A 19,180-nucleotide genomic window follows, 5' to 3' on the forward strand; every position below is an offset into this window, starting at 1 on the left:
AACTCCTGTGGGACGAATGGAGCGGCCGCGGCCCCATGAAGGCCGCCGCCGGAAACCAGAATCCCTACATGGTAAAGAAAAGCATCGCACTTGGCGATGCCGGAACCGGGCCTGGCGGTGGGGATCAGGCCTCGCCGGCGAGCGGCAGCAGCGCGTCGAGCCCGGCCACCCGGGTCAGCCGCGCCAGCGGCGTCGAGAGTTTGACCTGGTCGATCTCGACACCGGCCGCGCGTGCCTGGCGCGCCCACTCGAGCAGCACGCTGAGCGCGGCACTGCTGACCTGCTCGACCCCGCCAAGGTCGAGCACCACGCGAGCCCCGGCGGCCTGGTCGGCGAGCCAGGCACGACCCGCCTCCGCCAGCGGCGCGGCAATCTCGAAGTCGACATCGCCGCTGACGGCCAGCCCCTGCGGGCCGGTTTCCAGCCGCACACCGCCACGCTCGAGCAGCCGGCTCATGAGCGGCCGCCTTCCTCGAGCTCCTCGGTGGCGATCTCCGGCGACCAGTTGGCGATCACCGCATCGTAGTCACGGCCGTGGTCGCGCATGGCCTGGTCGAACTGGTTGCGGAAAGTCAGCCCCAGGTTGATACCGTTGACGATGACGTTGACCACCTTCCACTGGCCATCGCTCAGGCGCAGCGTGTAGCTGACCGGATAGACCGTACCGTCCATGGCTACCACTTCCATGGCCACGGAAGCCTGGTCCTCGTGGCGCGACGCTCGCCGACTCTCCAGTACGCGCAGCTCACGATAATCGAAGGTCACCAGCCCCTTGGTATAGGTATCGATCAGGGTCTGGCGGAAGACGTCGACGAACTGCGAACGCTGCCGGGGAGAGGCGTTCTGGAAGTAGCGCCCCATCACGCTGGCGCCGATGTAGCGGAAGTCGGCGATGTCGTCGAGGCTGTCGTCGACCAGCGACTTGAGTTCGTTGATATTGCTGGCGTAGTACTCCTTGCGCCCATCGATCTGTCCCATCAGCCCGTCAATGCTGTCACGTATGACCTGCTCGGGATCGCGTTCCGGCGCCGCCACCGCCGACAGGCTGACCAGGACCAGGGTCAGGCCGGCTACCAGGCGGCGAAACGGGGCGAGGGATAGCGTCATCTGACTCATGGTTCGACCTCTAGTGAAACGGTGACAAGGGTGTGGCTCAGTCATTGACCATATTGGACACGAACTGCTGGATCAGTTCTTCCAACACCAGGGCGGACTGGGTATCGCGGATGGTATCGCCAGCGCTCAGCGTCTCGGGGTCCCCGCCGACCGTCAGCCCGACGTACTGCTCGCCCAGCAGGCCCGAGGTGAGGATGGCCGCCGTGGTGTCGCGCGGCAGGCGACCCTCCAGCTCGGCGTCGAGTTCGAGGACGACCCGGGCATCGTACCATTCGGTATCCAGCTCGACCGCGGTGACGCGCCCTACCGTGACGCCCGACATGGTGACGCGGGCACGCGGCTTGAGGCCGCCGATGTTGGCGAAGTTGGCCTCCAGGCGGAAGGTGTCGTCCGGCACCGTGAAGGTCAACCCGCTGACCCGCAGCCCCAGGACCAGCAACCCCAGTATGCCGGCCAGCATGAACAGCCCGACGCCCAGCTCCATTGTCTTGCTGCGCTTCATCCTGCCTCTCCAGTAAGCGATAGGTATTTACCGAGCATCAGGAAAACCCTCCGAACATCAGCGCGGTGAGCACGAAATCGAGCCCCAGCACCGCCAGCGAGGAGTAGACCACGGTGCGCGTGGTGGCACGCGAGATGCCCTCCGAGGTGGGTACCAGGTCGTACCCCTGGAACACCGCGATCCAGGTCACCACCAGGGCGAACACCAGACTCTTGACCATGCCGTTGCCGACGTCGGCGATGAAATCGACGCTGGCTTGCATGCTGCTCCAGTAGGAGCCCTCGAACACGCCCAGCCACTCGACGCCGACCAGATAGCCGCCGTAGATGCCAACCACGCTGAAGCCGACGGTGAGCATTGGCAGCGCCACGAAGCCTGCCCACAGACGCGGCGCCACCACCCGGCGCAGCGGATCGACGCCGATCATCTCCATGCTGGTGAGCTGCTCGGTGGCCTTCATCAGGCCGATCTCGGCGGTCAGCGCCGAGCCGGCACGCCCGGCAAACAGCAGCGCCGCCACTACCGGCGACAGCTCACGCAGCAGCGACAGCGCCACCATCTGCCCCAGCGCCTGCTCGGCGCCGAAGTCGACCAGGATGGTGTAGCCCTGTAGCGCCAGCACCATGCCGATGAACAGCCCCGACACCAGCACGATCGCCAGCGACAGCACGCCGACGAAGTGCATCTGCCGTAGCCACAGGTAGCAGCCTTCGCGGGACGGGATGCCGATGGAGGACTGGACGAGGAACAGCCCCGCCCTCCCCAGGGCCTCGAGCACGTCGCAGCCGCCGCGCCCGAGGCGCATGATGCGCCCGATGATCATGGCCGCCCCTCCAGGTTGAGGATGTCGCGGAAGTAGTCCGGCGCCGGATAGTGGAAGGGCACCGGGCCGTCCGGCTCGCCGTGCACGAACTGACTGACGCGCGGGTCGTCGTCGATGTCGAGACTCCCCGGCGTACCGTGCGCCATGACCCGCCCGTCGGCGATGACGTAGACATAGTCCGCAATCGACAGGGTCTCCTGAATATCGTGCGAAACCACGATGGAGGTCAGTCCGAGCGCCTCGTTGAGCTTCTTGATCAGCTGTACCAGCACGCCCTTGGAGATCGGGTCCTGGCCCACGAACGGCTCGTCGTAGAGCACCAGGTCAGGGTCGAGCGCAATCGCCCGGGCCAGCGCGACGCGCCGCGCCATGCCGCCCGACAGCTCCGCCGGCATCAGTTCGCGCGCCCCACGCAGCCCCACCGCCTGCAGCTTCATCAGCACCAGGTCGCGAATCATCGCCTGGGGCAGATCGGTATGCACACGCAGCGGGAAGGCCACGTTCTCGAACACGCTGAGGTCGGAGAACAGCGCGCCGCTCTGGAACAGCATGCCCATGCGCCGACGCAGGGTGAACAGCGCCTTGCGCGACAGCGCGTGCACGTCCTGACCGGCGATCAGGACTCTACCGGCGTCGGGAACCAGCTGCCCGCCGATCAGCTTGAGCAGCGTCGTCTTGCCCGTGCCGCTGGGGCCCATGATGGCCGTGATCCGGCCACGGGGGATCCGCAGCTCGACGCCGTCGAAGATGGTCTTTTCACCGCGCGAGAAACGCAGCCTCTCCACCTCCACGAAGGGGGAATCGATCATGCCGCAAGGTCCAGGAAAAATTATCGAACATCGTATCCTAACTGCTCTGCCCGACGCCAGCCCGAGCCACGGCGTCGCTTGCACCCGAACCGCTGAAGACGTCTAATGTGCGGCCTCACTTGCCACCCTGATCCGTTGCCATGCTGATCGCTTTCGTCGCCGTCGCCCTCGGCCTTGCCGGCCTCACCTGGAGCGCCGACCGTTTCGTCAATGCCGCGGCCGCCACGGCCAGCCGCACCGGCCTGAGCGCGATGCTCGTCGGCATGACCGTGGTGGCGCTGGGCACCTCGGCGCCCGAGATGGTGGTGGCGCTGTTCGCGGCTCTGGACGGCCTTCCCGACCTGGCCATCGGCAACGCGCTGGGCTCCAACATCGCCAACATCGGGCTGGTGCTGGGCGCGACGGCGCTGGCGCGCCCCGTCCCGGTGCCCTTCTCGCTGGTGCGTCGCGAGCTGCCCCTGTTGCTCGGCGCGACCGGGATCACCGGCTATGCGCTGGCCAACGGCGTGCTGGGACACTTCGATGGCTTGGTCCTGCTGCTGCTGATGGTCTTCAGCCTGTGGTGGCTGATTCGCGCCGATACGCCCGATGCCAACCCGGCCGGCGAGATACCCGACATGACGCTCAAGCGCGCACTCTCCTGGCTGGTCGTCACCCTGCTGCTGCTGTCACTGAGCTCCCGCGCCCTGGTGTGGGGGGCCAGCGAGCTGGCGCGCGGCCTCGGCATCAGCGAACTGGTGATCGGCCTGACCGTGGTCGCGGTGGGTACCAGCCTGCCGGAACTGGCTGCCTGCGTAGCCAGCGCACTCAAGCGCCACCACGACCTGGCCATCGGCAACGTGATCGGCTCCAACCTGTTCAATCTTCTCGCGGTGCTGCCGATTCCGGCGCTCATCGCCCCCGGCGCCCCCCACCCGGACGCCGCGGGACGCGACTATCGCGTCATGCTGCTGCTGACGCTGGCCCTGGCCATCCTGCTGCTGTGGCAGCGCCAGGGCCGGCTCGGCCGCCTCGTCGGCGGTGCCTTCCTGACCACTTACGCCGCCTACCTGGTCTGGCTCGGCGTCAGCGGCGGGGCCACTTGAGTGAAACCTCCCATCGGGCAACAATCATCGCCATGAGCTCAGACGATTCCACCGCACCCCCCGACAGCGCCGCCCCGGGCATCACGCCGCTGAGGGAGAGCGCTCGACGCACCCTCAGGATCGAGGAGCAAGCCATCGCGGCACTCCTCGAGCGGCTCGACAGCCACTTCGACCGCGCCTGCGAGCTGATGCTCGCCTGCCAGGGCCGCGTGGTGGTGACCGGCATGGGCAAGTCGGGCCATGTCGCCGGCAAGATCGCCGCCACACTTGCCAGCACCGGCACGCCGTCGTTCTTCGTGCACCCCGGCGAGGCCAGCCACGGCGACCTCGGCATGATCACCCCAGGCGACGTGGTGCTGGCCTTGTCGAACTCCGGCGAGACCGCCGAGGTCACCGCACTGCTGCCGCTGCTCAAGCGCATCGGCACGCCGCTGATCAGCATGACCGGGCGCCCCGACTCGACGCTGGCCCGCCACGCCGACGCCCACCTCGATGCCGGCGTCGAACGCGAGGCCTGCCCCCTCGACTTGGCGCCAACGGCTTCGACCACCGCCGCGCTGGCGCTGGGCGATGCGCTGGCCGTGGCCCTGCTCGAGGCGCGCGGCTTCACCGCCGAGGACTTCGCCCTCTCGCACCCCGGCGGCAGTCTTGGCAAGCGGCTGCTGCTGCGCGTCAGCGACCTGATGCACCAGGGCGAGCGACTGCCGAGCGTGCCGCTGGGCAGCCCCTTGCGCGACGCCCTGCTCGAGATCACCCGGCAGGGGCTCGGCTTCACCTGCGTCGTCGATGAGCACAATCGGCTGATCGGTGTCTATACCGACGGCGACCTGCGCCGCACGCTCGACCAGTATCAGGACCTTAGCCAGCTGACGGTGGACGATGTCATGACCCGGCCCGGCAAGCGCATCGCCCCCGACGTGCTGGCGGCCGAAGCGGTACGCATGATGGAAGACAACCTGATAACGGCGCTGGCCGTCGTCGACGAAGCGGGCCACCCGATCGGTGCCCTGCACATGCACGATCTGCTGCGAAGCGGCGTGATCTGACCTCATCCCGACCAAGGAAAGCCCATGGCTCTGGCCACCTCCACTCTCGATCCGCATCTTGTCGACCGCCTGCGCAAGGTTCGCCTGCTGGCGCTGGACGTGGACGGCGTACTCACCGACGGCCGCCTCTATTTCCAGGCCGACGGCGTCGAAATCAAGGCATTTCACACCCAGGACGGCCTGGGCCTCAAGCTGCTGCGGCGGGCCGGCCTGCAGGTAGCCTTCCTGACCGGACGCGAATCGCCCATGGTCAGCCACCGCGCCGCCGCCCTGGGTATCGATCACGTCTACCAGAGCTGCGAGGACAAGCTCGCCACCCTGCGCGAGCTGTGCACGCGGCGGGGCATCGAGCTCGAACAGGTGGCCTACTGCGGCGACGACCTACCCGACCTGGCCGCCATCCAGCGTGCCGGCATCGGCATCACCGTCCCCAACACCCCGCCCTACATCCGCGACGTGGCCGACTACGTCACCGAACGCAGCGGGGGACACGGCGCGGTGCGCGAGATCTGCGACCTGCTGCTCGAGGCCCAAGGGCATCGCGACGCGCTGGTCGATACCTACCTCCACGGCAAGCGCTGAGGCCGAGCGAACATGCTGCGTCGGTTGCCACGCCCCTCGTTTCGTGTCTGGCTGTTCCTGCTGCTGGTGATCCTCGGCGGCCTGATCGCCTGGCTGGATCCCTGGCAGGCCCCGGCCCCCGGCCCGGTCCCCACCGACGAGGCCGGCGAACCCGACTATTACCTGGAGCAGGCGCAGCTGACCCGCTTCGACGCCACCGGTCTGGCGCATCAGCGCCTGGAGAGCCCGCGACTCGTCCACACCCCCCATGACGACGTCACCCGTGCCGTCACGCCCCTGGCCCATCTGATCGACCGCGACAACCGGCGCTGGGAGGCGAGCGGTGAGGAAGGCCGTCTCGGCCCGGGCGGCAATCCGCTGACGCTCTCGGGCGACGCCCGGCTGTTCGCGCCCGAGGAGCGCTGGCAGCTCGACACCGAGACCCTGCACTTCGACGCCAACGTGGGTCATGCCTGGAGCGACACGCCCGCCCTGCTGCAGCAACCCCCCCAGCACATGCGCGGCGAGCGCTTCGACGCCTGGATTCATGACAATCGGGCACGTTTGACCGACAATGTGCGCGGCCACCATGTCCCGGAAGGCACCCAGTCGGGACAAGCCGACGCCGTCAACCTAGAGGATTTCACGCCATGAAGCGATGCAGGCTCCCGACCCTCCGCAGGCCATTCACCCTGGCACTGGCCAGCGTGACGCTGATCGGCCTGGCGAGTATCGGGCCGGCCATGGCGCAGCAGCGCGACGCCGAGCAGCCCATCGAGGTCGAGGCCGACCGGCTCGACCTCGACGATCGCGCCGGCACCGCGGTCTACACCGGCGATGTCGACATTCGCCAGGGCAGCATGCGACTCACCGGCGACCGCGTCGAGTTTCAGCGCAATGCGGCCGGCGAACTCTCGCGCGCCACGGCCCGCGGCGAGCGCGCCTACATCGAGCAGCAGCCCGACCCCGAGCAACCCGTGGTTCGCGGCTGGGGGCGTACCATTGTCTACCATGTCGCCGAGCGCCGTGTGGAACTGATCGACCGCGCCGAGCTGCACCAGGGCGGCGACACCTTCGACGGCGGCTACCTCGAGTACTTCCTCGACCGCCGCGTGGTGCAGGCACGCTCCCAGAGCGAGGGCGTCGAAGGCAGCCAGCGCATTCGCATGACCCTGCAGCCGGAGCGCTGACATGTCGATGAAGACCCTGCACGCCCGCCACCTGGCCAAGAGCTACAAGCGTCGCCGCGTGGTCCACGACATCAGCCTCACCATCGAGCAGGGCCGCGTGGTCGGCCTGCTCGGGCCCAACGGGGCCGGCAAGACCACGTCGTTCTACATGATCGTCGGTCTGGTCAAGGCCGATGCCGGTGAAGTGCACATCGACGACCGGGACCTCTCGCACAGCGCCATGCACGAACGGGCTCGGGCGGGTATCGGCTACCTGCCCCAGGAGGCATCGATCTTTCGCAAGCTGTCGGTAGCCGACAACATCATGGCCATCCTCGAGACGCGCCGGGATCTCGACCGCCGCGGGCGACAGGAGAGGCTCGAGCAGCTGCTGGAAGATTTCCACGTCACCCACATCCGCGACAACCTGGGCATGAGCCTGTCCGGCGGCGAACGGCGCCGCGTCGAGATCGCCCGGGCGCTGGCCACCGAACCGGCCTTCATCCTGCTCGATGAACCCTTCGCCGGGGTCGACCCGATCTCGGTGGGCGAGATCAAGGGCATCATCCGCCAGCTCAAGGCGCGCGACATCGGGGTGTTGATCACCGACCACAACGTCCGTGAAACCCTCGACATCTGCGACTCGGCCTACATCGTCGGCGACGGCCAGATCATTGCCGATGGAAACGCCGAGGCCATTCTGGCCAACAAGCGGGTGCGAGAGGTCTATCTCGGCGAGGACTTTCGCCTGTAGCGCACTCCACTGCATTATGCAAGCACCTGGGACGCATTAAAACATTCTAATCAGGGATAAAAACTTTCACTGGCATGCATATTGCAGCCATTTCTCTTGCAAGTCATGGGCTACCCGTCTAGGGTAGAGCTTTTCCGGCAGATGAGCGCCTTACCCTCATGGCCATGAAAGCGTCCCTGCAATTACGTGTCGGCACTCAGCTGACCATGACCCCCCAGCTGCAACAGGCCATAGCCCTGCTGCAGCTCTCGACCCTCGACCTACGCCAGGAGATCCAGCAGGCGCTGGAATCCAACCCCATGCTGGAACTCGACGACGGCTTCGGCGAACAGGCCGTCAGCGAAACCCCGAGCGACGACTGGGCCAGCGAGATACCCAGCGAACTCTCCACCGACAGCGACTGGACGGACACCTACCCCGACCACGGCACGGGCTCCGGCTCAGGCGCCGCCACCGGCGAGGGGCCGGACTTCGAGCGCCAAGCCTCGGCGCAGACCCTCGCCGGCCATCTGATCTGGCAGCTGGCGATGACCGACCTGAACGACCGCCAGCGCCTCATCGCCGAGAGCCTGATCGACGCCGTGGACGCCGCCGGCTACCTGGCCCACCCCCTGGAGGAAATACGCGACGGCCTGCGCCGTCAGGGCCTGGAGGGGTTGCCCACCCGGGAGGTCGAGCAGGTCCTGCTGCGATTGCAGCAGTTCGAGCCCACCGGCGTGTTCGCCCGCGACCTGCGCGAGTGCCTGATGCTGCAGCTGGCGGCGCTGCCCGATGATACCCCACTGCTGCCCCAGACCCGCCGTCTCGTGCGCCAGTTCCTCGAGGCGCTGGCTGCCGACGACCGCCGCCTGCTCAAGCGTCGCCTGGGTCTCGACGACGAGTCGCTGGACCAGGTCATCGCCCTGGTTCGCTCGCTGGATCCCCGCCCCGGCAGCGACTTTGCCGAGGTCGGCAGCAGCTACGTCACCCCGGACCTCGTCGCCTATCACGACGAATCGGGCTGGCGCGTGGAACTCAACGCCGAGGCCCTGCCGCGCCTGCGCATCCAGCCCGACTACGTCGCCCTGGTGCGGCGTGCGGACAAGAGCCAGGACAACCAGTTCCTCAAGGATCACCTGCAGGAGGCCCGCTGGCTGATAAAGAGCCTGGCCAGCCGCAACGACACGCTTCTGCGGGTGGGACGGGAGATCATGGCGCGCCAGATCGAGTTTCTCGAGCAGGGCGAGGAAGGCATGAAGCCGCTGGTGCTGGCCGACATCGCCCAGGCCGTCGAGATGCACGAATCGACCATCTCGCGGGTGACGACGCAGAAGTTCATCCATACTCCGCGAGGCGTCTTCGAGCTGAAGTACTTCTTCTCCAGCCATGTCGGCGGAAGCGGCGACGGGGACGTCCACTCCAGCACCGCGATCCGTGCCCGCATCCGCAAGCTCATCGCCGACGAGCCGCCCCGCAAGCCGCTCTCCGACAGCCGCCTGGTGGATCTGCTGGCCGAGGATGGCATCCAGGTCGCCCGCCGCACGGTGGCCAAGTATCGCGAAGCCTTGGGCATCCCCTCATCGAGCGAGCGCAAGCGTTTTCGTTGACCCCGCGACGTGATGTTGACCCCGGGCAATCCCGCCGCCCGAGGGGGTATGCAGGGCAGGAAAAAGGGTTACAATCGAGCTACCACCCGAAGGACGAAGGAGCTTGTCATGCAAGTCAACATCACCGGCCATCATGTTGAGCTGACCGATTCACTGCGTGACTACGTGAGCGAGAAGCTGAACCGCGTCCAGCGACATTACGACAACATCACCAACGTGCAGGTCACGCTCTCGATCGAGAAGGAGCGCCAGCAGGCCGCCTGCACGCTGCATGCCGCCGGCGCCGATCTGCATGCCGAAGCTTCCGATCAGGACATGTACGCCGCCATCGATGCGCTGACCGACAAGCTCGATCGTCAACTGGTCAAACACAAGGAAAAGGCCCAGGCTCGCGCCCAGGGCGCCGGCGTTCGCTGAGTTGCCATGACACTGGAAACCATCCTGCCCCCGGAACGCGCTCTGTTCGACGTTCCGGGAGGCAGCAAGAAGAGGGTGCTGGAGTTCTTCAGCACCTTCATCGCGCAGAACACCCCGAGCCTCGACAGCCAGGAGGTCTTCGGTAGACTGGTCGGGCGCGAGCGGCTGGGCAGCACCGGTATCGGCAACGGCGTGGCCATTCCTCATGCCCGCAGCCCCCACTGCCACAGCCCCGTGGCCGCCTTTCTCAAGCTGGCCGAACCCATCGACTTCGACGCCATCGACGGCGAGCCGGTCGACCTGGTGTTCGTGCTGCTGGTGCCCGAAGAGGCCGACGATACGCACCTGTCGCTGCTGAGCCAAGTAGCCAGCGTCATGAACGACGCCGAGACGCGCGCCCGGCTGCGCAAGTGCACGAGCCAGCGTGAACTCCACGAGCGTCTCGTCGAAGCGATACGACGACAGTCCTCGGCCTGACCGCTTCCCTCGCCGTACGGCCAGCCCCTGATCAGGAGATTCCTCATGCAGCTTGTGATCATCAGCGGCCGTTCCGGCTCCGGCAAGTCGATCGCACTGCAGGCGCTCGAGGACATCGGTTACTACGCCATCGACAACCTTCCGGCGATGCTGCTCGGCTCGCTGGTGGATGAGCTACGCAGCTCGCCCACGATCCAGACCTCCATCGCCGTCAGCATCGATGCGCGCAACCTCCCCCACGCCCTGGAGCGCTTCCCGCGCCTGCTGGAGGAGCTGCGCAACAAGCAGGTCGACTGCCAGGTCATCTACCTGACCACCGATGCCCGCATTCTCCTCGAACGCTACTCCGCGACCCGACGGCGTCACCCCCTGACCCGCGGCCGGGACATGACCCTGAACGAGGCCATCGAGTCGGAAGACGCCACGCTGAGCGACATTCGCAACCTGGCGGACCTGATCATCGACACCTCGCGGCTGTCGGTGCATGACCTGCGCGGGCGTATCACCGAACAGGTGGCCAGCCATCGCGCCGACCAGTTGACCCTGACGGTGGAGTCGTTCGGCTTCAAGGGCGGCGTACCGCTCGATGCCGATATCGTCTTCGACGCGCGCTGCCTGCCTAACCCCTACTGGGACCCGCGATTGCGCTCGGCCACCGGCAGGGAGCCCTGCATCGTGGAGTTCCTCGAACAGTATCCTCTGGTCCAGCAGATGCTCGACGACATCATCGCCTGGGTCGAGCGCTGGCTACCGGCCTACCGCGATACCCACCGCAGCTACCTGACCGTCGCCATCGGCTGCACCGGCGGCCAGCACCGTTCGGTGTACCTGGCGGAGCGCCTCGCCAAGCACCTGGCCCGGCAGCAGCCGGACGTGCGCCTGCGTCACCGGGAGCTCGGCATCCACACCCCGGTCACCGCCACCCGGGACGTGACCGTAGAGACCTCCGAACGCAAGGAAACCTGAGTGTGCCCTGCCGCAAGCTGACCCTGACCAACAAACGCGGCCTCCATGCCCGCGCTGCCACCAAGCTGGTCCAGTGCTGCCAGCCCTTCAGCGCGCGCGTGCTCGTCAACCGCGGGCCGCAGCAGGCCGATGCCAGCAATATCATGGCGCTGCTGATGCTGGGGGCTCCCTGCGGCACCGAACTCGAGGTCAGCGCCGAGGGCGAAGATGCCGAAGCGGCGCTGGAAGCGATCGAGGCCCTCTTCGAGGCCCGCTTCGAAGAGGATACCTAGAGGAATGGCTGCGCTCGTCCATGCGGCGTTGAAGCCTGCTCGTCGGGCTTCGCCTGGCCTGGCCATCGCTCGCTCATGGCGCCGGCCAGGCGGCAAGGGATAGGAAGCTCATCCCATTCAGCTACCGGCCACGGTCATCTCGTCGATCAGCCAGCTGCCGGTATGGATGCTGCCGCGAGTGTCGATGTCATTGCCCACGGCCAGCAGCCCCTTGTACATTGCCTCGAGGTTGCCGGCGATGGTGAACTCCTCCACCGGATGTCGGATCTCGCCGTTCTCCACCCAGAAGCCGGCCGCCCCACGCGAATAGTCGCCGGTCACGCCGTTGACCCCCTGCCCCATCAGTTCGGTGACTAGCACGCCCCGACCCATGCGGGCGAGCAGCGCCTCGCGCGACTCGAGCGGTGCGGCGATGCGCAGGTTGCGTGCGCCGCCGGCGTTGCCGGTGGTCTGCATGCCAAGACGCCGCGCGCTGTAGGCCGACAGCATGTAGCTGGCCAGGCGGCCCTCCTCGACGAAGACGTTGTCGCGGGTCTGCACGCCGTCGTTGTCGAACGGCGAGCTGGCCATGGCGCCACGCTCCATGGGTCGCTCCCCCAGGCTGAACCAGTCGGGAAACAGCGGCTCGCCCAGCCGGTCGCACAGGAAAGACGCCTGGCGAAAGAGCGCACCGCCGGCGATGGCACTCATCAGGTGGCCGACGAGGCCGCTGGCGACGCTGGCATCGAACAGCACCGGCAGGCGCCCGGTCACGGGGCGCTGTGCGCCCAGGCGGCGCAGGGTGCGCTCGGCCGCGCGCTTGCCCACCTCCTCTGCGGCCAGCAGGTCGCGGGGGTTGCGCGCACTGGTGTAGTCATAGTCGCGCTGCATGCCGCCCGCGTCCTCGGCGATCAACATGCACGAGAGCGAATGGCGGCTACCACGCTGACTGCCGAGGAAGCCATGACTGTTGGCATAGACCCGCACTCCCTCGCCGCTGGAGAGCGAGGCGCCTTCGGATTGACGGATACCGGGTTCGCCGCGCCCGGCCGCTTCACAGGCCAGTGCCAGCTCGATGGCCTGCTCGGTGGAGAGCGGCCAGGGATGGTGCACGTCGAGATCCGGCAGGTCGGTCGCCATCAGTTCAGGGTCGGCCAGCCCGGCCGCGGGGTCTTCCCCGGTGTAGAGCGCGATGGCCATGGCCTTTTCCACGACCTCACGGATCGAGGCGTCACCGGCATCGGTGGAGGAGGCGCTGCCCTTGTGCCCGCGCAGGTAGACCGTCACGGCAACCCCCTGGTCGCGAGAGAGTTCGACGGACTCCACCTCCCCTTCACGTACGCTGATGCCGACGCCCTGATCGACACTGGCCCCCACCTCACAGGCATCGGCCCCCAGATGCCGAGCCAGGGACAACGCCTGCTCGGCACGGGACTCCAGCAGCGCCTGCTGGGCGGCGGCATCGAAAGCCTTGCTCATGTGTCTCTCTCCCTCATTCACCGGCCGTGCCGGTCTCCGTACGCGTCTGTTCCCGCCGTAGCACGACGGACTGATATACTGCTGTCATCGAACCTATTCATCTCTCGATGGCCAGGCTAGCGCTGACCCTCTCACTACTTGGATGCGGCATGACCCAGGATATTCCCTCTTCCTCCGATGAAAGACCCAGCAAGTCCCAGCTCAAGCGCGAGATGCATGCCCTGCAGGCGCTGGGCGAGCAAATCATCGCCATGAGTCCCGCCGAACGCGCCCGCTTCCCGCTCTCCGAGGACATGCTGGCAGCGGTCGAGGAAACCGCGCGCATCCGCTCCCACGAGGGGCGCCGGCGCCACATGCAGTACGTCGGCAAGCTGATGCGGCGCGAGGACCTCGAGGCGATACAGGCCGTGTTCGACGAGATCGAGCAGGAGGCCCGCCGGCGCGATCTGGCCTTCCACCGCCTCGAGAAGTGGCGCGACCGCCTGATCGACGAGGGCGACGGCGCCGTCGAGGCGTTCATCGAGGAGCATCCCGACGTCGACCGTCAGGCGCTGCGCCAGCTGATCCGCAACGCCAAGAGCGAGCGCGAACGGGGCAAGCCCCCCGCCAATGCACGCAAACTGTTCCGGCTGATCCGCGATACGGCCGGTTTGTAAAAGCGCAGGCCCAGGACACAGTCTGCGACCGACCGCCTGGCTTCACGGGGTCGCGGCGGCAGGCTTCCGAGGAGGCGCTGTAACCCCTTCCCTGGGCGCTACCTACGCCATCCATGGCGTAGGACCTCCCCTCCAGCCTGCCCCCTGCGCCCCCCTCGCCGCCGCTATAGGCACAGTTACGAGACTCTTGCTTCACTCAGGAGGCAGTTCCGCCTACCGTAAGCTCATCCAGCTTCAGCGTCGGCTGGCCGACGCCCACCGGCACGCCCTGCCCCTCCTTGCCGCAGACGCCAATCCCGGTGTCGAGCTCCAGGTCGTGGCCGATCATCGACACCCGCCCCATCGCCTCCGGCCCGTTGCCGATCAGCGTCGCGCCCTTCACCGGCACGGTGATCCTGCCGTCCTCGATCAGGTAGGCCTCGCTGGCCGAGAACACGAACTTGCCCGAGGTGATGTCCACCTGGCCGCCGCCGAAGCTGACCGCATAGATGCCCCGCTTGACGCTGGCGAGAATGTCGGCCGGATCGTCCTGGCCGGCCAGCATGTAGGTATTGGTCATGCGCGGCATCGGCATGTGGGCGAACGACTCGCGCCGGGCGTTGCCGGTGGGCCGCATGCCCATCAGCCGGGCGTTGAGCTTGTCCTGCATGTAGCCGGTGAGGATGCCGTCCTCGATCAGCGGGGTGTACTGCCCCGGCGTGCCCTCGTCGTCCACGCTCATGGAGCCGCGGCGATCGGCCAGGGTGGCATCGTCCACCACCGTCACGCCCCGCGCGGCAACACGCTGCCCCATGCGCCCGGCGAACGCGGAGCTGCCCTTGCGGTTGAAGTCACCCTCCAGGCCGTGGCCCACCGCCTCGTGCAGCAGGATCCCCGGCCAGCCGGGGCCGAGCACCACCGGCATCTGGCCGGCCGGGGCGTCGACCGCCTCCAGGTTGACCAGCGCCTGGCGCACAGCCTCCCTGGCGAAGCGCTCGGCCACGTTGTCATCGCGCAGCCGCGACATGGCATAGCGCCCGCCGCCACCGGCACTGCCACGCTCACGCCTGCCGTTTCTGACCGCAATGACGCTGACGTTGAAGCGCACCAGCGGCCGAATGTCCGCCGCCAAGGTGCCGTCGCTGGCGCGTACCAGCACGACCTCGTGCACGCCGGTCAGGGATGCGCTGACCTGGCTGATCGCCGGATCGGCGGCCCGCGCTACGCGGTCGGCCTGCTTGAGCAGGGCGATCTTCTCCTCGGCCGAGAGGCCCGCCAAGGGATCGATCGAGGCATAGCGCGGCGCGGCCTGGCTCACGACCCGCGAGCCGGCCGGCAGGGTCGCGCCGCTGCGCACGATGCCCGACGCCGTCCGCCCGGTCTCGGCCAAGGCGTCGGCGGTGATCTGGTTGGAGTAGGCGAAGCCCGTCTTCTCTCCCGCCATGGCGCGCACGCCGACACCGCCGTCGATGTTGTAGCCGGCCTCCTTGACCTCGCCGTCCTCGAGGACCCAGCTCTCATGCCAGCTCCGCTGGAAGTACAGGTCGGCATAGTCGACGCCGGCCGTCAGCACATGGCCGAGGCCGGCATCGAGCGCATCGATATCCAGCCCGCCGGGGTGCAGCAGGATCTCGGCGGCGGTATCGAGCATGAACGGGGAAGATGTCGTCATTCGGCGGTTTCCAGTGTGATATCCGGCGAGATCCAAGGACCCCGCACGCGATAGTGAATTCGGGTGACCCGGTCGATGGCTCTGCCGAAGAGCCGGTCGGCGATGAACAGCGCGCCGCCCACCACCGGCGCCCCGGCAATCACCGCGGCCAGCGGCAGGCTACTGCTGACGGGCACCGTGACCCCCAGGCGCTGATCCAGCTCCCGCCGGAAGAGATCGACGGTGCCGTCCAGGGTGAAGGAGGTCGCCGGGCCGTCTATCGTCACCGGGCCATTGGTCTCCAGCACGCCTTCATACAGGGTAGCAGCCCCGCTCACTCGATCGAAAGCCGTGCCCTGGCCGGTGACGTCGGAAAAATCCATGCGCAGCCGGCGCAGCAGGTTGTCGACGTTGAGCAGACCCACCAGCCGTGCCGTGGGTGACTCGAGGTAGGCGAAACGGCCGTCGCGCAGCTCGACCTCGACGCTGCCGCGTGAGCGCGCCAGGGCGAACTGCCAGGGGGCACCCGGCCAGGCCAGCTGACTGCGCACCCGGGTCTCGTTGCTGCGGATCGAGACCGGCTGGCCGAGGCTCTCCAGCGCCGTGCCCAGGTCGCGCCCGTCGAGATCGATCCGCGAGCGGGTCAGGCTGTCGCCGGCGCCGGCCGACTCCCAAACAAGCTCCCCCCGCGCCGAGACCTGGCCCAGGGTCAGCCCCAGCGGTGCCACCCGCAGCCGCTGCGGCCCGCCCTCCCAGCGAGCGGTCAGCGGGCCGATACGCCGCCCCTGGTAGAGGATGTCGGCGATCCGCAGGCGGCCATCGGGCAGCTCGGTGAGCCAGCCGGGCAGAGGCGCCGGGTCGGGCGGCACGTCGAGCTCCTCGAGCAGGTTGCCGGCGTCCTCCACCCGGGCCGACAGCAGGTCGTCGAGGGTCAGGTGCTCGAGCGCGATATCCAACGGCGCGGAGAGGGAAGGCCGATAATCGAGGATGCCCTCGAGCAGGTCGCCCTGCAGCCCGACGCGCCAGCCGCCGCCGACTTGCGGACGCGCCTCGGCGCTCATGACGCCAAGGCAGGTGTCCGGCCCAGCGAGACAGGCGGTTTCCACCCGCAGCAGACGCAGTGGCGAGGCCCCCTCCCTCGCGGTCGCGCGCCCGCCCGATAGCAGCGGCGCCAGTGCCTCGCCCCACTCAACCGGGTCGAGCCGTGACTGGTAGAGAGTCCCGGTCCAGCCCTCCTGTTCGGGCCACTCGGGAGACTCCGGCAGCCGTCCCATCCAGAACTGCCCCTGGCCCAGCTCCGACCACGGCACGCCTCGCCAGCGCAGGCGCGTATCGCCGCCCAGCTCGGCCTCCACCCGCTGCTGGTCGAGGTCGGCCTGCACCCACAGCGGGCGCGTCTCGCCCGCCGTCTTGCCCAGCGGCGCCGGCAGGTCGATGGCGACCCCCTCCAGGCTGCTGTCGAAACGAAAGCTGTTGCGCGCTTCGCCGAGCGAGAACCGGCCACGCCAGGGCAGGCGCCCCGAGACCCTGGCCGTGAGGTCGCCGATCTCGTAGCGCTGCAGCACGCTGGCGATCTCGGCGGAGCCGTTGAGGTCGGCATGACCGGCAAGGGTGTCGATCTCGGCCTGGGCCGGACCACCCCACAGGCGTGCCTCCAACTGGCCCACGAGCCCGCCCTCCTCGTCTTGCTGACGCCAGGCAAGGGGGCCGTGAACGTCCTCGAAAGGCACGTCCAGCGGCAGGTAGTCGAGTCGCTCCAGGGCCACCTCGGTGTCGAGATCGAGACGAAACCCCTCCTCGTCGCCGAGCCTCGTGGCCAGCTCGATCCGACCGGTGGCCCGCCCTTCGCCGCGCCAGTCGTCCACCTGCTGCTGCATGCCGTCGACGGGTACGGCACGCAGGTAGCGGTGCAGGGCGTCGCCGTCGGCCGTCAGGTCGCCGCTCACCCTCAGCATCTCATCCTCGAGGAAGACCCGTCCGTTGCCCGCCTCGACGCCCAGGCTCACGGCATGGTCCACCTCGGCCTCGAGGGTGCCGATACCCGCCGTGAGCCGCCCCTCGAGGGACTCGATCGCCGGCCACTCGGGATCGAACGCCAGGCGCCCCTCCTCGATCTCGAGGTCGAGCTGCAGGCGCGGCTCGAGGCCGCTGCCGCCACGCCGCAGCGGCAGGTGCAGCTTGAGCTCACCCGACGGCACGCGCCCGGCCACCCCCGCGGAGAGCCAGGTATGCAGTTCCTCCCCCAGCACATCGCCGGGCAGCCATTCCTCCAGCGGCCGCTCCAGGGCATCGGCATCTCGAAAGCGCAGATCGAGCCCCAGGCCCCCGTGCACATCGCCGCCGAGCGCCAGGCCGAAGCTCCCCTCCACCTCGGCCCCCTGCCAGCCCGCCTCGAGCCGGCGCCCGCTGACGAAGGTGCGCGGCCCCTCGTAGGTCCAGCGCACCTCGCCGCTGGCATGGGAGAGCGCCATCGGTGCCTGGTAGAGCTGCGGCACCTTGAACGTCGGCTCACCCACGCCGACGAACTCGACGCGCCCCGAAAGATCCCGCGCCTCGACCCAGGCATCGAGCGGGCCACCGCCCGGCACCTCATCCCAGGGCTCCACTTCGACCTGGTGCACGGCGGCCTGGGCGACCCAATGGCCGTCACGCCGCCCGACTCCGAGCCCCGCCACCAGGCCGCGAGGATCCAGGGCGTCGATGGTGCGCACCAGCCCCTCGGGCAGCAGAATGCGCTCGCGCCAGGCAGCCAGCGAAGCCAGCTCGAAGCGGCTGGTGGTCAGCCACCAGCCCTCGGCGTCACTGCGCACATGCCAGAAATGCGGCAGGGCCGGCTCGTGCTCGAGCTCGAGCTCGCGCGGTTCGGCCCAGTCGGCAGCGGCAGCATCGCCCTGCAGCCAGGCTTGCCAACCCTCGTCGTTGCGCAGCCACTGGCCGCGCGCCTTGAACGGTTCCAGCACGATCGGCTCGTCGTTGCGACGCAGCGCCAGCCGGGGCACGTCGATGTCGACGCGTGCATCGGCCAGCTCACCGCGGTGCCAGCGCCCCCACAGGGTGACGTCGCCGCTGGCGTCCTCCAGCCGCAGGGGATCGTCGGGAGTGAATACCTCGACCAGGTCGATCAGCGTGCCGAGCTTCATCCTGGCCTGAAGGGCCGCGCTGAAATCGCGAAAACCGGTAGGTCCCGGGAAGACCTCCAGCGCGGCCTGCAGCGTGGCCTCCTCCTGCCCCTCGAGGTGCACCTCGCCCTCCAGATGCGCTCGGCGCTCGTCACCGGTGAGCAGCAGCCGCGGCGCCAGCATCTCGACCCGGCGCTCGCGGCCGTGCAGTACCAGCCGCACGTTGTCCACCCAGGCTCGCTGGCGCAGCAGTAGCCCGACCCAGGCGTCGAGCTGTTCGAGGTGGAATTCACCTTCCAGCAGTTCGGGGGGGATCTGGGCCGGGTCCGGCCAGTGCCACCCGCCCTGCTCGTCCTGGTAGAGATGCAGCGTCATCCCGCTCATGCGGGCATCGGCGACCACCGGCACGCCGTTGCGCAGGCTCGCCGAGGTATCGAGCCGCAGGCGTGCATGCTCGACCTCCAGCAGCGGCAGGCCGGCACTCCCGGCCCGGGTGCTGAGCGACAGCCCGCGCCCCTCGATCACCGGGTCGAGCCGGGCCAGCCTGGCATCGAACTCACGCAACTGAACCGCCGCACCCGTGCGCGCCGCGAGCAACCGCTCGACGCGTGGCGCCACCTGGTCGGCCTGGGACAGGACGAGCCGCAGTGCCACCACGAGCACGGCGACAAGCGTCAGCACCACGGCCAGCAGGGTGAGGGCCCAGCGTCCTATCCGGCGTGAAGGAGGCATCG

At 68.3% G+C, this 19,180-nt stretch carries 20 protein-coding genes; 12 read left to right on the forward strand and 8 right to left on the reverse strand.

Features of this window, described 5'->3' with window-relative positions:
- Window positions 1-124: 124 nt before the first annotated feature.
- The 5 genes from HNO51_RS13240 to HNO51_RS13260 are packed head-to-tail and all read right to left on the reverse strand — an operon-like array spanning window position 125 to window position 3,250.
- A complete protein-coding gene (locus tag HNO51_RS13240; protein ID WP_209537629.1) occupies window positions 125-457 on the reverse strand; it encodes an STAS domain-containing protein in 333 nt (110 codons plus the stop codon).
- On the reverse strand, window positions 454-1,116 hold the full coding sequence (locus HNO51_RS13245; RefSeq protein ID WP_197447801.1) for an MlaC/ttg2D family ABC transporter substrate-binding protein: 663 nt from the start codon (window positions 1,114-1,116) through the stop codon (window positions 454-456). The genes HNO51_RS13240 and HNO51_RS13245 overlap by 4 nt, the downstream gene beginning before the upstream one ends.
- A gap of 37 nt (window positions 1,117-1,153) precedes the next feature.
- On the reverse strand, window positions 1,154-1,618 hold the full coding sequence (gene mlaD, locus HNO51_RS13250; protein WP_197447802.1) for an outer membrane lipid asymmetry maintenance protein MlaD: 465 nt from the start codon (window positions 1,616-1,618) through the stop codon (window positions 1,154-1,156).
- Between the two features lie 37 nt (window positions 1,619-1,655).
- A complete protein-coding gene (mlaE, locus tag HNO51_RS13255; protein ID WP_197447803.1) occupies window positions 1,656-2,441 on the reverse strand; it encodes a lipid asymmetry maintenance ABC transporter permease subunit MlaE in 786 nt (261 codons plus the stop codon).
- Window positions 2,438-3,250, reverse strand: a complete 813-nt coding sequence (locus HNO51_RS13260) for an ABC transporter ATP-binding protein (RefSeq protein ID WP_197447804.1) — start codon at window positions 3,248-3,250, stop codon at window positions 2,438-2,440. Before HNO51_RS13260 ends, mlaE begins: the two co-directional genes overlap by 4 nt.
- Before the next feature lie 140 nt (window positions 3,251-3,390).
- Here HNO51_RS13260 and HNO51_RS13265 point away from each other — a divergent pair, with 140 nt between their 5' ends.
- The 11 genes from HNO51_RS13265 (at window position 3,391) to HNO51_RS13315 (ending at window position 11,583) form a co-directional block, all read left to right on the forward strand.
- Complete coding sequence (locus HNO51_RS13265) at window positions 3,391-4,335, forward strand: calcium/sodium antiporter (RefSeq protein WP_197447805.1); 945 nt, start codon at window positions 3,391-3,393, stop codon at window positions 4,333-4,335.
- Window positions 4,336-4,367: 32 nt separating this feature from the next.
- A complete protein-coding gene (locus HNO51_RS13270; protein WP_234283456.1) occupies window positions 4,368-5,381 on the forward strand; it encodes a KpsF/GutQ family sugar-phosphate isomerase in 1,014 nt (337 codons plus the stop codon).
- A gap of 24 nt (window positions 5,382-5,405) precedes the next feature.
- A complete protein-coding gene (locus HNO51_RS13275) occupies window positions 5,406-5,963 on the forward strand; it encodes a KdsC family phosphatase (protein WP_197447806.1) in 558 nt (185 codons plus the stop codon).
- A 12-nt stretch (window positions 5,964-5,975) separates the two neighbouring features.
- Window positions 5,976-6,596: an LPS export ABC transporter periplasmic protein LptC gene (gene lptC, locus HNO51_RS13280; protein WP_197447807.1), complete on the forward strand. Its 621-nt coding sequence runs from the start codon at window positions 5,976-5,978 to the stop codon at window positions 6,594-6,596.
- Window positions 6,593-7,132, forward strand: coding sequence for a lipopolysaccharide transport periplasmic protein LptA (lptA, locus tag HNO51_RS13285; protein WP_197447808.1), 540 nt, complete (start codon window positions 6,593-6,595; stop codon window positions 7,130-7,132). The genes lptC and lptA overlap by 4 nt, the downstream gene beginning before the upstream one ends.
- 7 nt (window positions 7,133-7,139) lie before the next feature.
- Window positions 7,140-7,865, forward strand: a complete 726-nt coding sequence (gene lptB, locus HNO51_RS13290) for an LPS export ABC transporter ATP-binding protein (RefSeq protein ID WP_197451046.1) — start codon at window positions 7,140-7,142, stop codon at window positions 7,863-7,865.
- A gap of 158 nt (window positions 7,866-8,023) precedes the next feature.
- The gene (locus HNO51_RS13295; RefSeq protein ID WP_197447809.1) at window positions 8,024-9,451 is read left to right on the forward strand and encodes an RNA polymerase factor sigma-54; all 1,428 of its coding nucleotides are present in this window, start codon (window positions 8,024-8,026) and stop codon (window positions 9,449-9,451) included.
- Window positions 9,452-9,559: 108 nt separating this feature from the next.
- Window positions 9,560-9,868, forward strand: a complete 309-nt coding sequence (gene hpf, locus HNO51_RS13300; protein WP_197447810.1) for a ribosome hibernation-promoting factor, HPF/YfiA family — start codon at window positions 9,560-9,562, stop codon at window positions 9,866-9,868.
- Between the two features lie 6 nt (window positions 9,869-9,874).
- The gene (ptsN, locus tag HNO51_RS13305; protein WP_197447811.1) at window positions 9,875-10,345 is read left to right on the forward strand and encodes a PTS IIA-like nitrogen regulatory protein PtsN; all 471 of its coding nucleotides are present in this window, start codon (window positions 9,875-9,877) and stop codon (window positions 10,343-10,345) included.
- A 45-nt stretch (window positions 10,346-10,390) separates the two neighbouring features.
- The gene (rapZ, locus tag HNO51_RS13310) at window positions 10,391-11,311 is read left to right on the forward strand and encodes an RNase adapter RapZ (RefSeq protein ID WP_197447812.1); all 921 of its coding nucleotides are present in this window, start codon (window positions 10,391-10,393) and stop codon (window positions 11,309-11,311) included.
- A gap of 2 nt (window positions 11,312-11,313) precedes the next feature.
- On the forward strand, window positions 11,314-11,583 hold the full coding sequence (locus HNO51_RS13315) for an HPr family phosphocarrier protein (RefSeq protein ID WP_197447813.1): 270 nt from the start codon (window positions 11,314-11,316) through the stop codon (window positions 11,581-11,583).
- Window positions 11,584-11,700: 117 nt separating this feature from the next.
- Here the strand turns inward: HNO51_RS13315 and pmbA are convergent, their stop codons facing one another.
- Window positions 11,701-13,041, reverse strand: coding sequence for a metalloprotease PmbA (pmbA, locus tag HNO51_RS13320; RefSeq protein WP_197447814.1), 1,341 nt, complete (start codon window positions 13,039-13,041; stop codon window positions 11,701-11,703).
- Between the two features lie 149 nt (window positions 13,042-13,190).
- Between pmbA and yjgA the strand changes: the two genes are divergently transcribed.
- Complete coding sequence (gene yjgA, locus HNO51_RS13325) at window positions 13,191-13,697, forward strand: ribosome biogenesis factor YjgA (RefSeq protein ID WP_197447815.1); 507 nt, start codon at window positions 13,191-13,193, stop codon at window positions 13,695-13,697.
- Between the two features lie 196 nt (window positions 13,698-13,893).
- Here the strand turns inward: yjgA and tldD are convergent, their stop codons facing one another.
- Both tldD and HNO51_RS13335 read right to left on the reverse strand, forming a co-directional pair.
- Window positions 13,894-15,348 (reverse strand): metalloprotease TldD, encoded by a 1,455-nt coding sequence (gene tldD, locus HNO51_RS13330; protein ID WP_197447816.1) that lies wholly within the window; start codon window positions 15,346-15,348, stop codon window positions 13,894-13,896.
- Window positions 15,345-19,178 carry a YhdP family phospholipid transporter gene (locus HNO51_RS13335; protein ID WP_209537630.1) on the reverse strand — a complete coding sequence of 1,278 codons (3,834 nt, stop codon included), beginning with the start codon at window positions 19,176-19,178 and terminating at the stop codon, window positions 15,345-15,347. Before HNO51_RS13335 ends, tldD begins: the two co-directional genes overlap by 4 nt.
- Window positions 19,179-19,180 lie beyond the last annotated feature (2 nt).

Source organism: Billgrantia sulfidoxydans (assembly GCF_017868775.1).
GTDB classification, from domain to species: Bacteria; Pseudomonadota; Gammaproteobacteria; order Pseudomonadales; family Halomonadaceae; genus Halomonas; species Halomonas sulfidoxydans.

Excerpts from the sequence above, each read along its gene's own strand:
- HNO51_RS13335 (WP_209537630.1), bottom strand. The coding sequence starts at position 19,178 with ATGCCTCCTTCACGCCGGATAGGACGCTGGGCCCTCACCCTGCTGGCC.
- yjgA (WP_197447815.1), top strand. The coding sequence starts at position 13,191 with ATGACCCAGGATATTCCCTCTTCCTCCGATGAAAGACCCAGCAAGTCC.
- lptC (WP_197447807.1), top strand. The coding sequence starts at position 5,976 with ATGCTGCGTCGGTTGCCACGCCCCTCGTTTCGTGTCTGGCTGTTCCTG.
- HNO51_RS13245 (WP_197447801.1), bottom strand. The coding sequence starts at position 1,116 with ATGAGTCAGATGACGCTATCCCTCGCCCCGTTTCGCCGCCTGGTAGCC.
- lptB (WP_197451046.1), top strand. The coding sequence starts at position 7,140 with ATGAAGACCCTGCACGCCCGCCACCTGGCCAAGAGCTACAAGCGTCGC.
- ptsN (WP_197447811.1), top strand. The coding sequence starts at position 9,875 with ATGACACTGGAAACCATCCTGCCCCCGGAACGCGCTCTGTTCGACGTT.
- tldD (WP_197447816.1), bottom strand. The coding sequence starts at position 15,348 with ATGACGACATCTTCCCCGTTCATGCTCGATACCGCCGCCGAGATCCTG.
- HNO51_RS13240 (WP_209537629.1), bottom strand. The coding sequence starts at position 457 with ATGAGCCGGCTGCTCGAGCGTGGCGGTGTGCGGCTGGAAACCGGCCCG.
- hpf (WP_197447810.1), top strand. The coding sequence starts at position 9,560 with ATGCAAGTCAACATCACCGGCCATCATGTTGAGCTGACCGATTCACTG.
- lptA (WP_197447808.1), top strand. The coding sequence starts at position 6,593 with ATGAAGCGATGCAGGCTCCCGACCCTCCGCAGGCCATTCACCCTGGCA.
- HNO51_RS13275 (WP_197447806.1), top strand. The coding sequence starts at position 5,406 with ATGGCTCTGGCCACCTCCACTCTCGATCCGCATCTTGTCGACCGCCTG.
- HNO51_RS13295 (WP_197447809.1), top strand. The coding sequence starts at position 8,024 with ATGGCCATGAAAGCGTCCCTGCAATTACGTGTCGGCACTCAGCTGACC.
- mlaD (WP_197447802.1), bottom strand. The coding sequence starts at position 1,618 with ATGAAGCGCAGCAAGACAATGGAGCTGGGCGTCGGGCTGTTCATGCTG.
- HNO51_RS13265 (WP_197447805.1), top strand. The coding sequence starts at position 3,391 with ATGCTGATCGCTTTCGTCGCCGTCGCCCTCGGCCTTGCCGGCCTCACC.
- HNO51_RS13270 (WP_234283456.1), top strand. The coding sequence starts at position 4,368 with ATGAGCTCAGACGATTCCACCGCACCCCCCGACAGCGCCGCCCCGGGC.
- HNO51_RS13260 (WP_197447804.1), bottom strand. The coding sequence starts at position 3,250 with ATGATCGATTCCCCCTTCGTGGAGGTGGAGAGGCTGCGTTTCTCGCGC.
- mlaE (WP_197447803.1), bottom strand. The coding sequence starts at position 2,441 with ATGATCATCGGGCGCATCATGCGCCTCGGGCGCGGCGGCTGCGACGTG.
- pmbA (WP_197447814.1), bottom strand. The coding sequence starts at position 13,041 with ATGAGCAAGGCTTTCGATGCCGCCGCCCAGCAGGCGCTGCTGGAGTCC.
- rapZ (WP_197447812.1), top strand. The coding sequence starts at position 10,391 with ATGCAGCTTGTGATCATCAGCGGCCGTTCCGGCTCCGGCAAGTCGATC.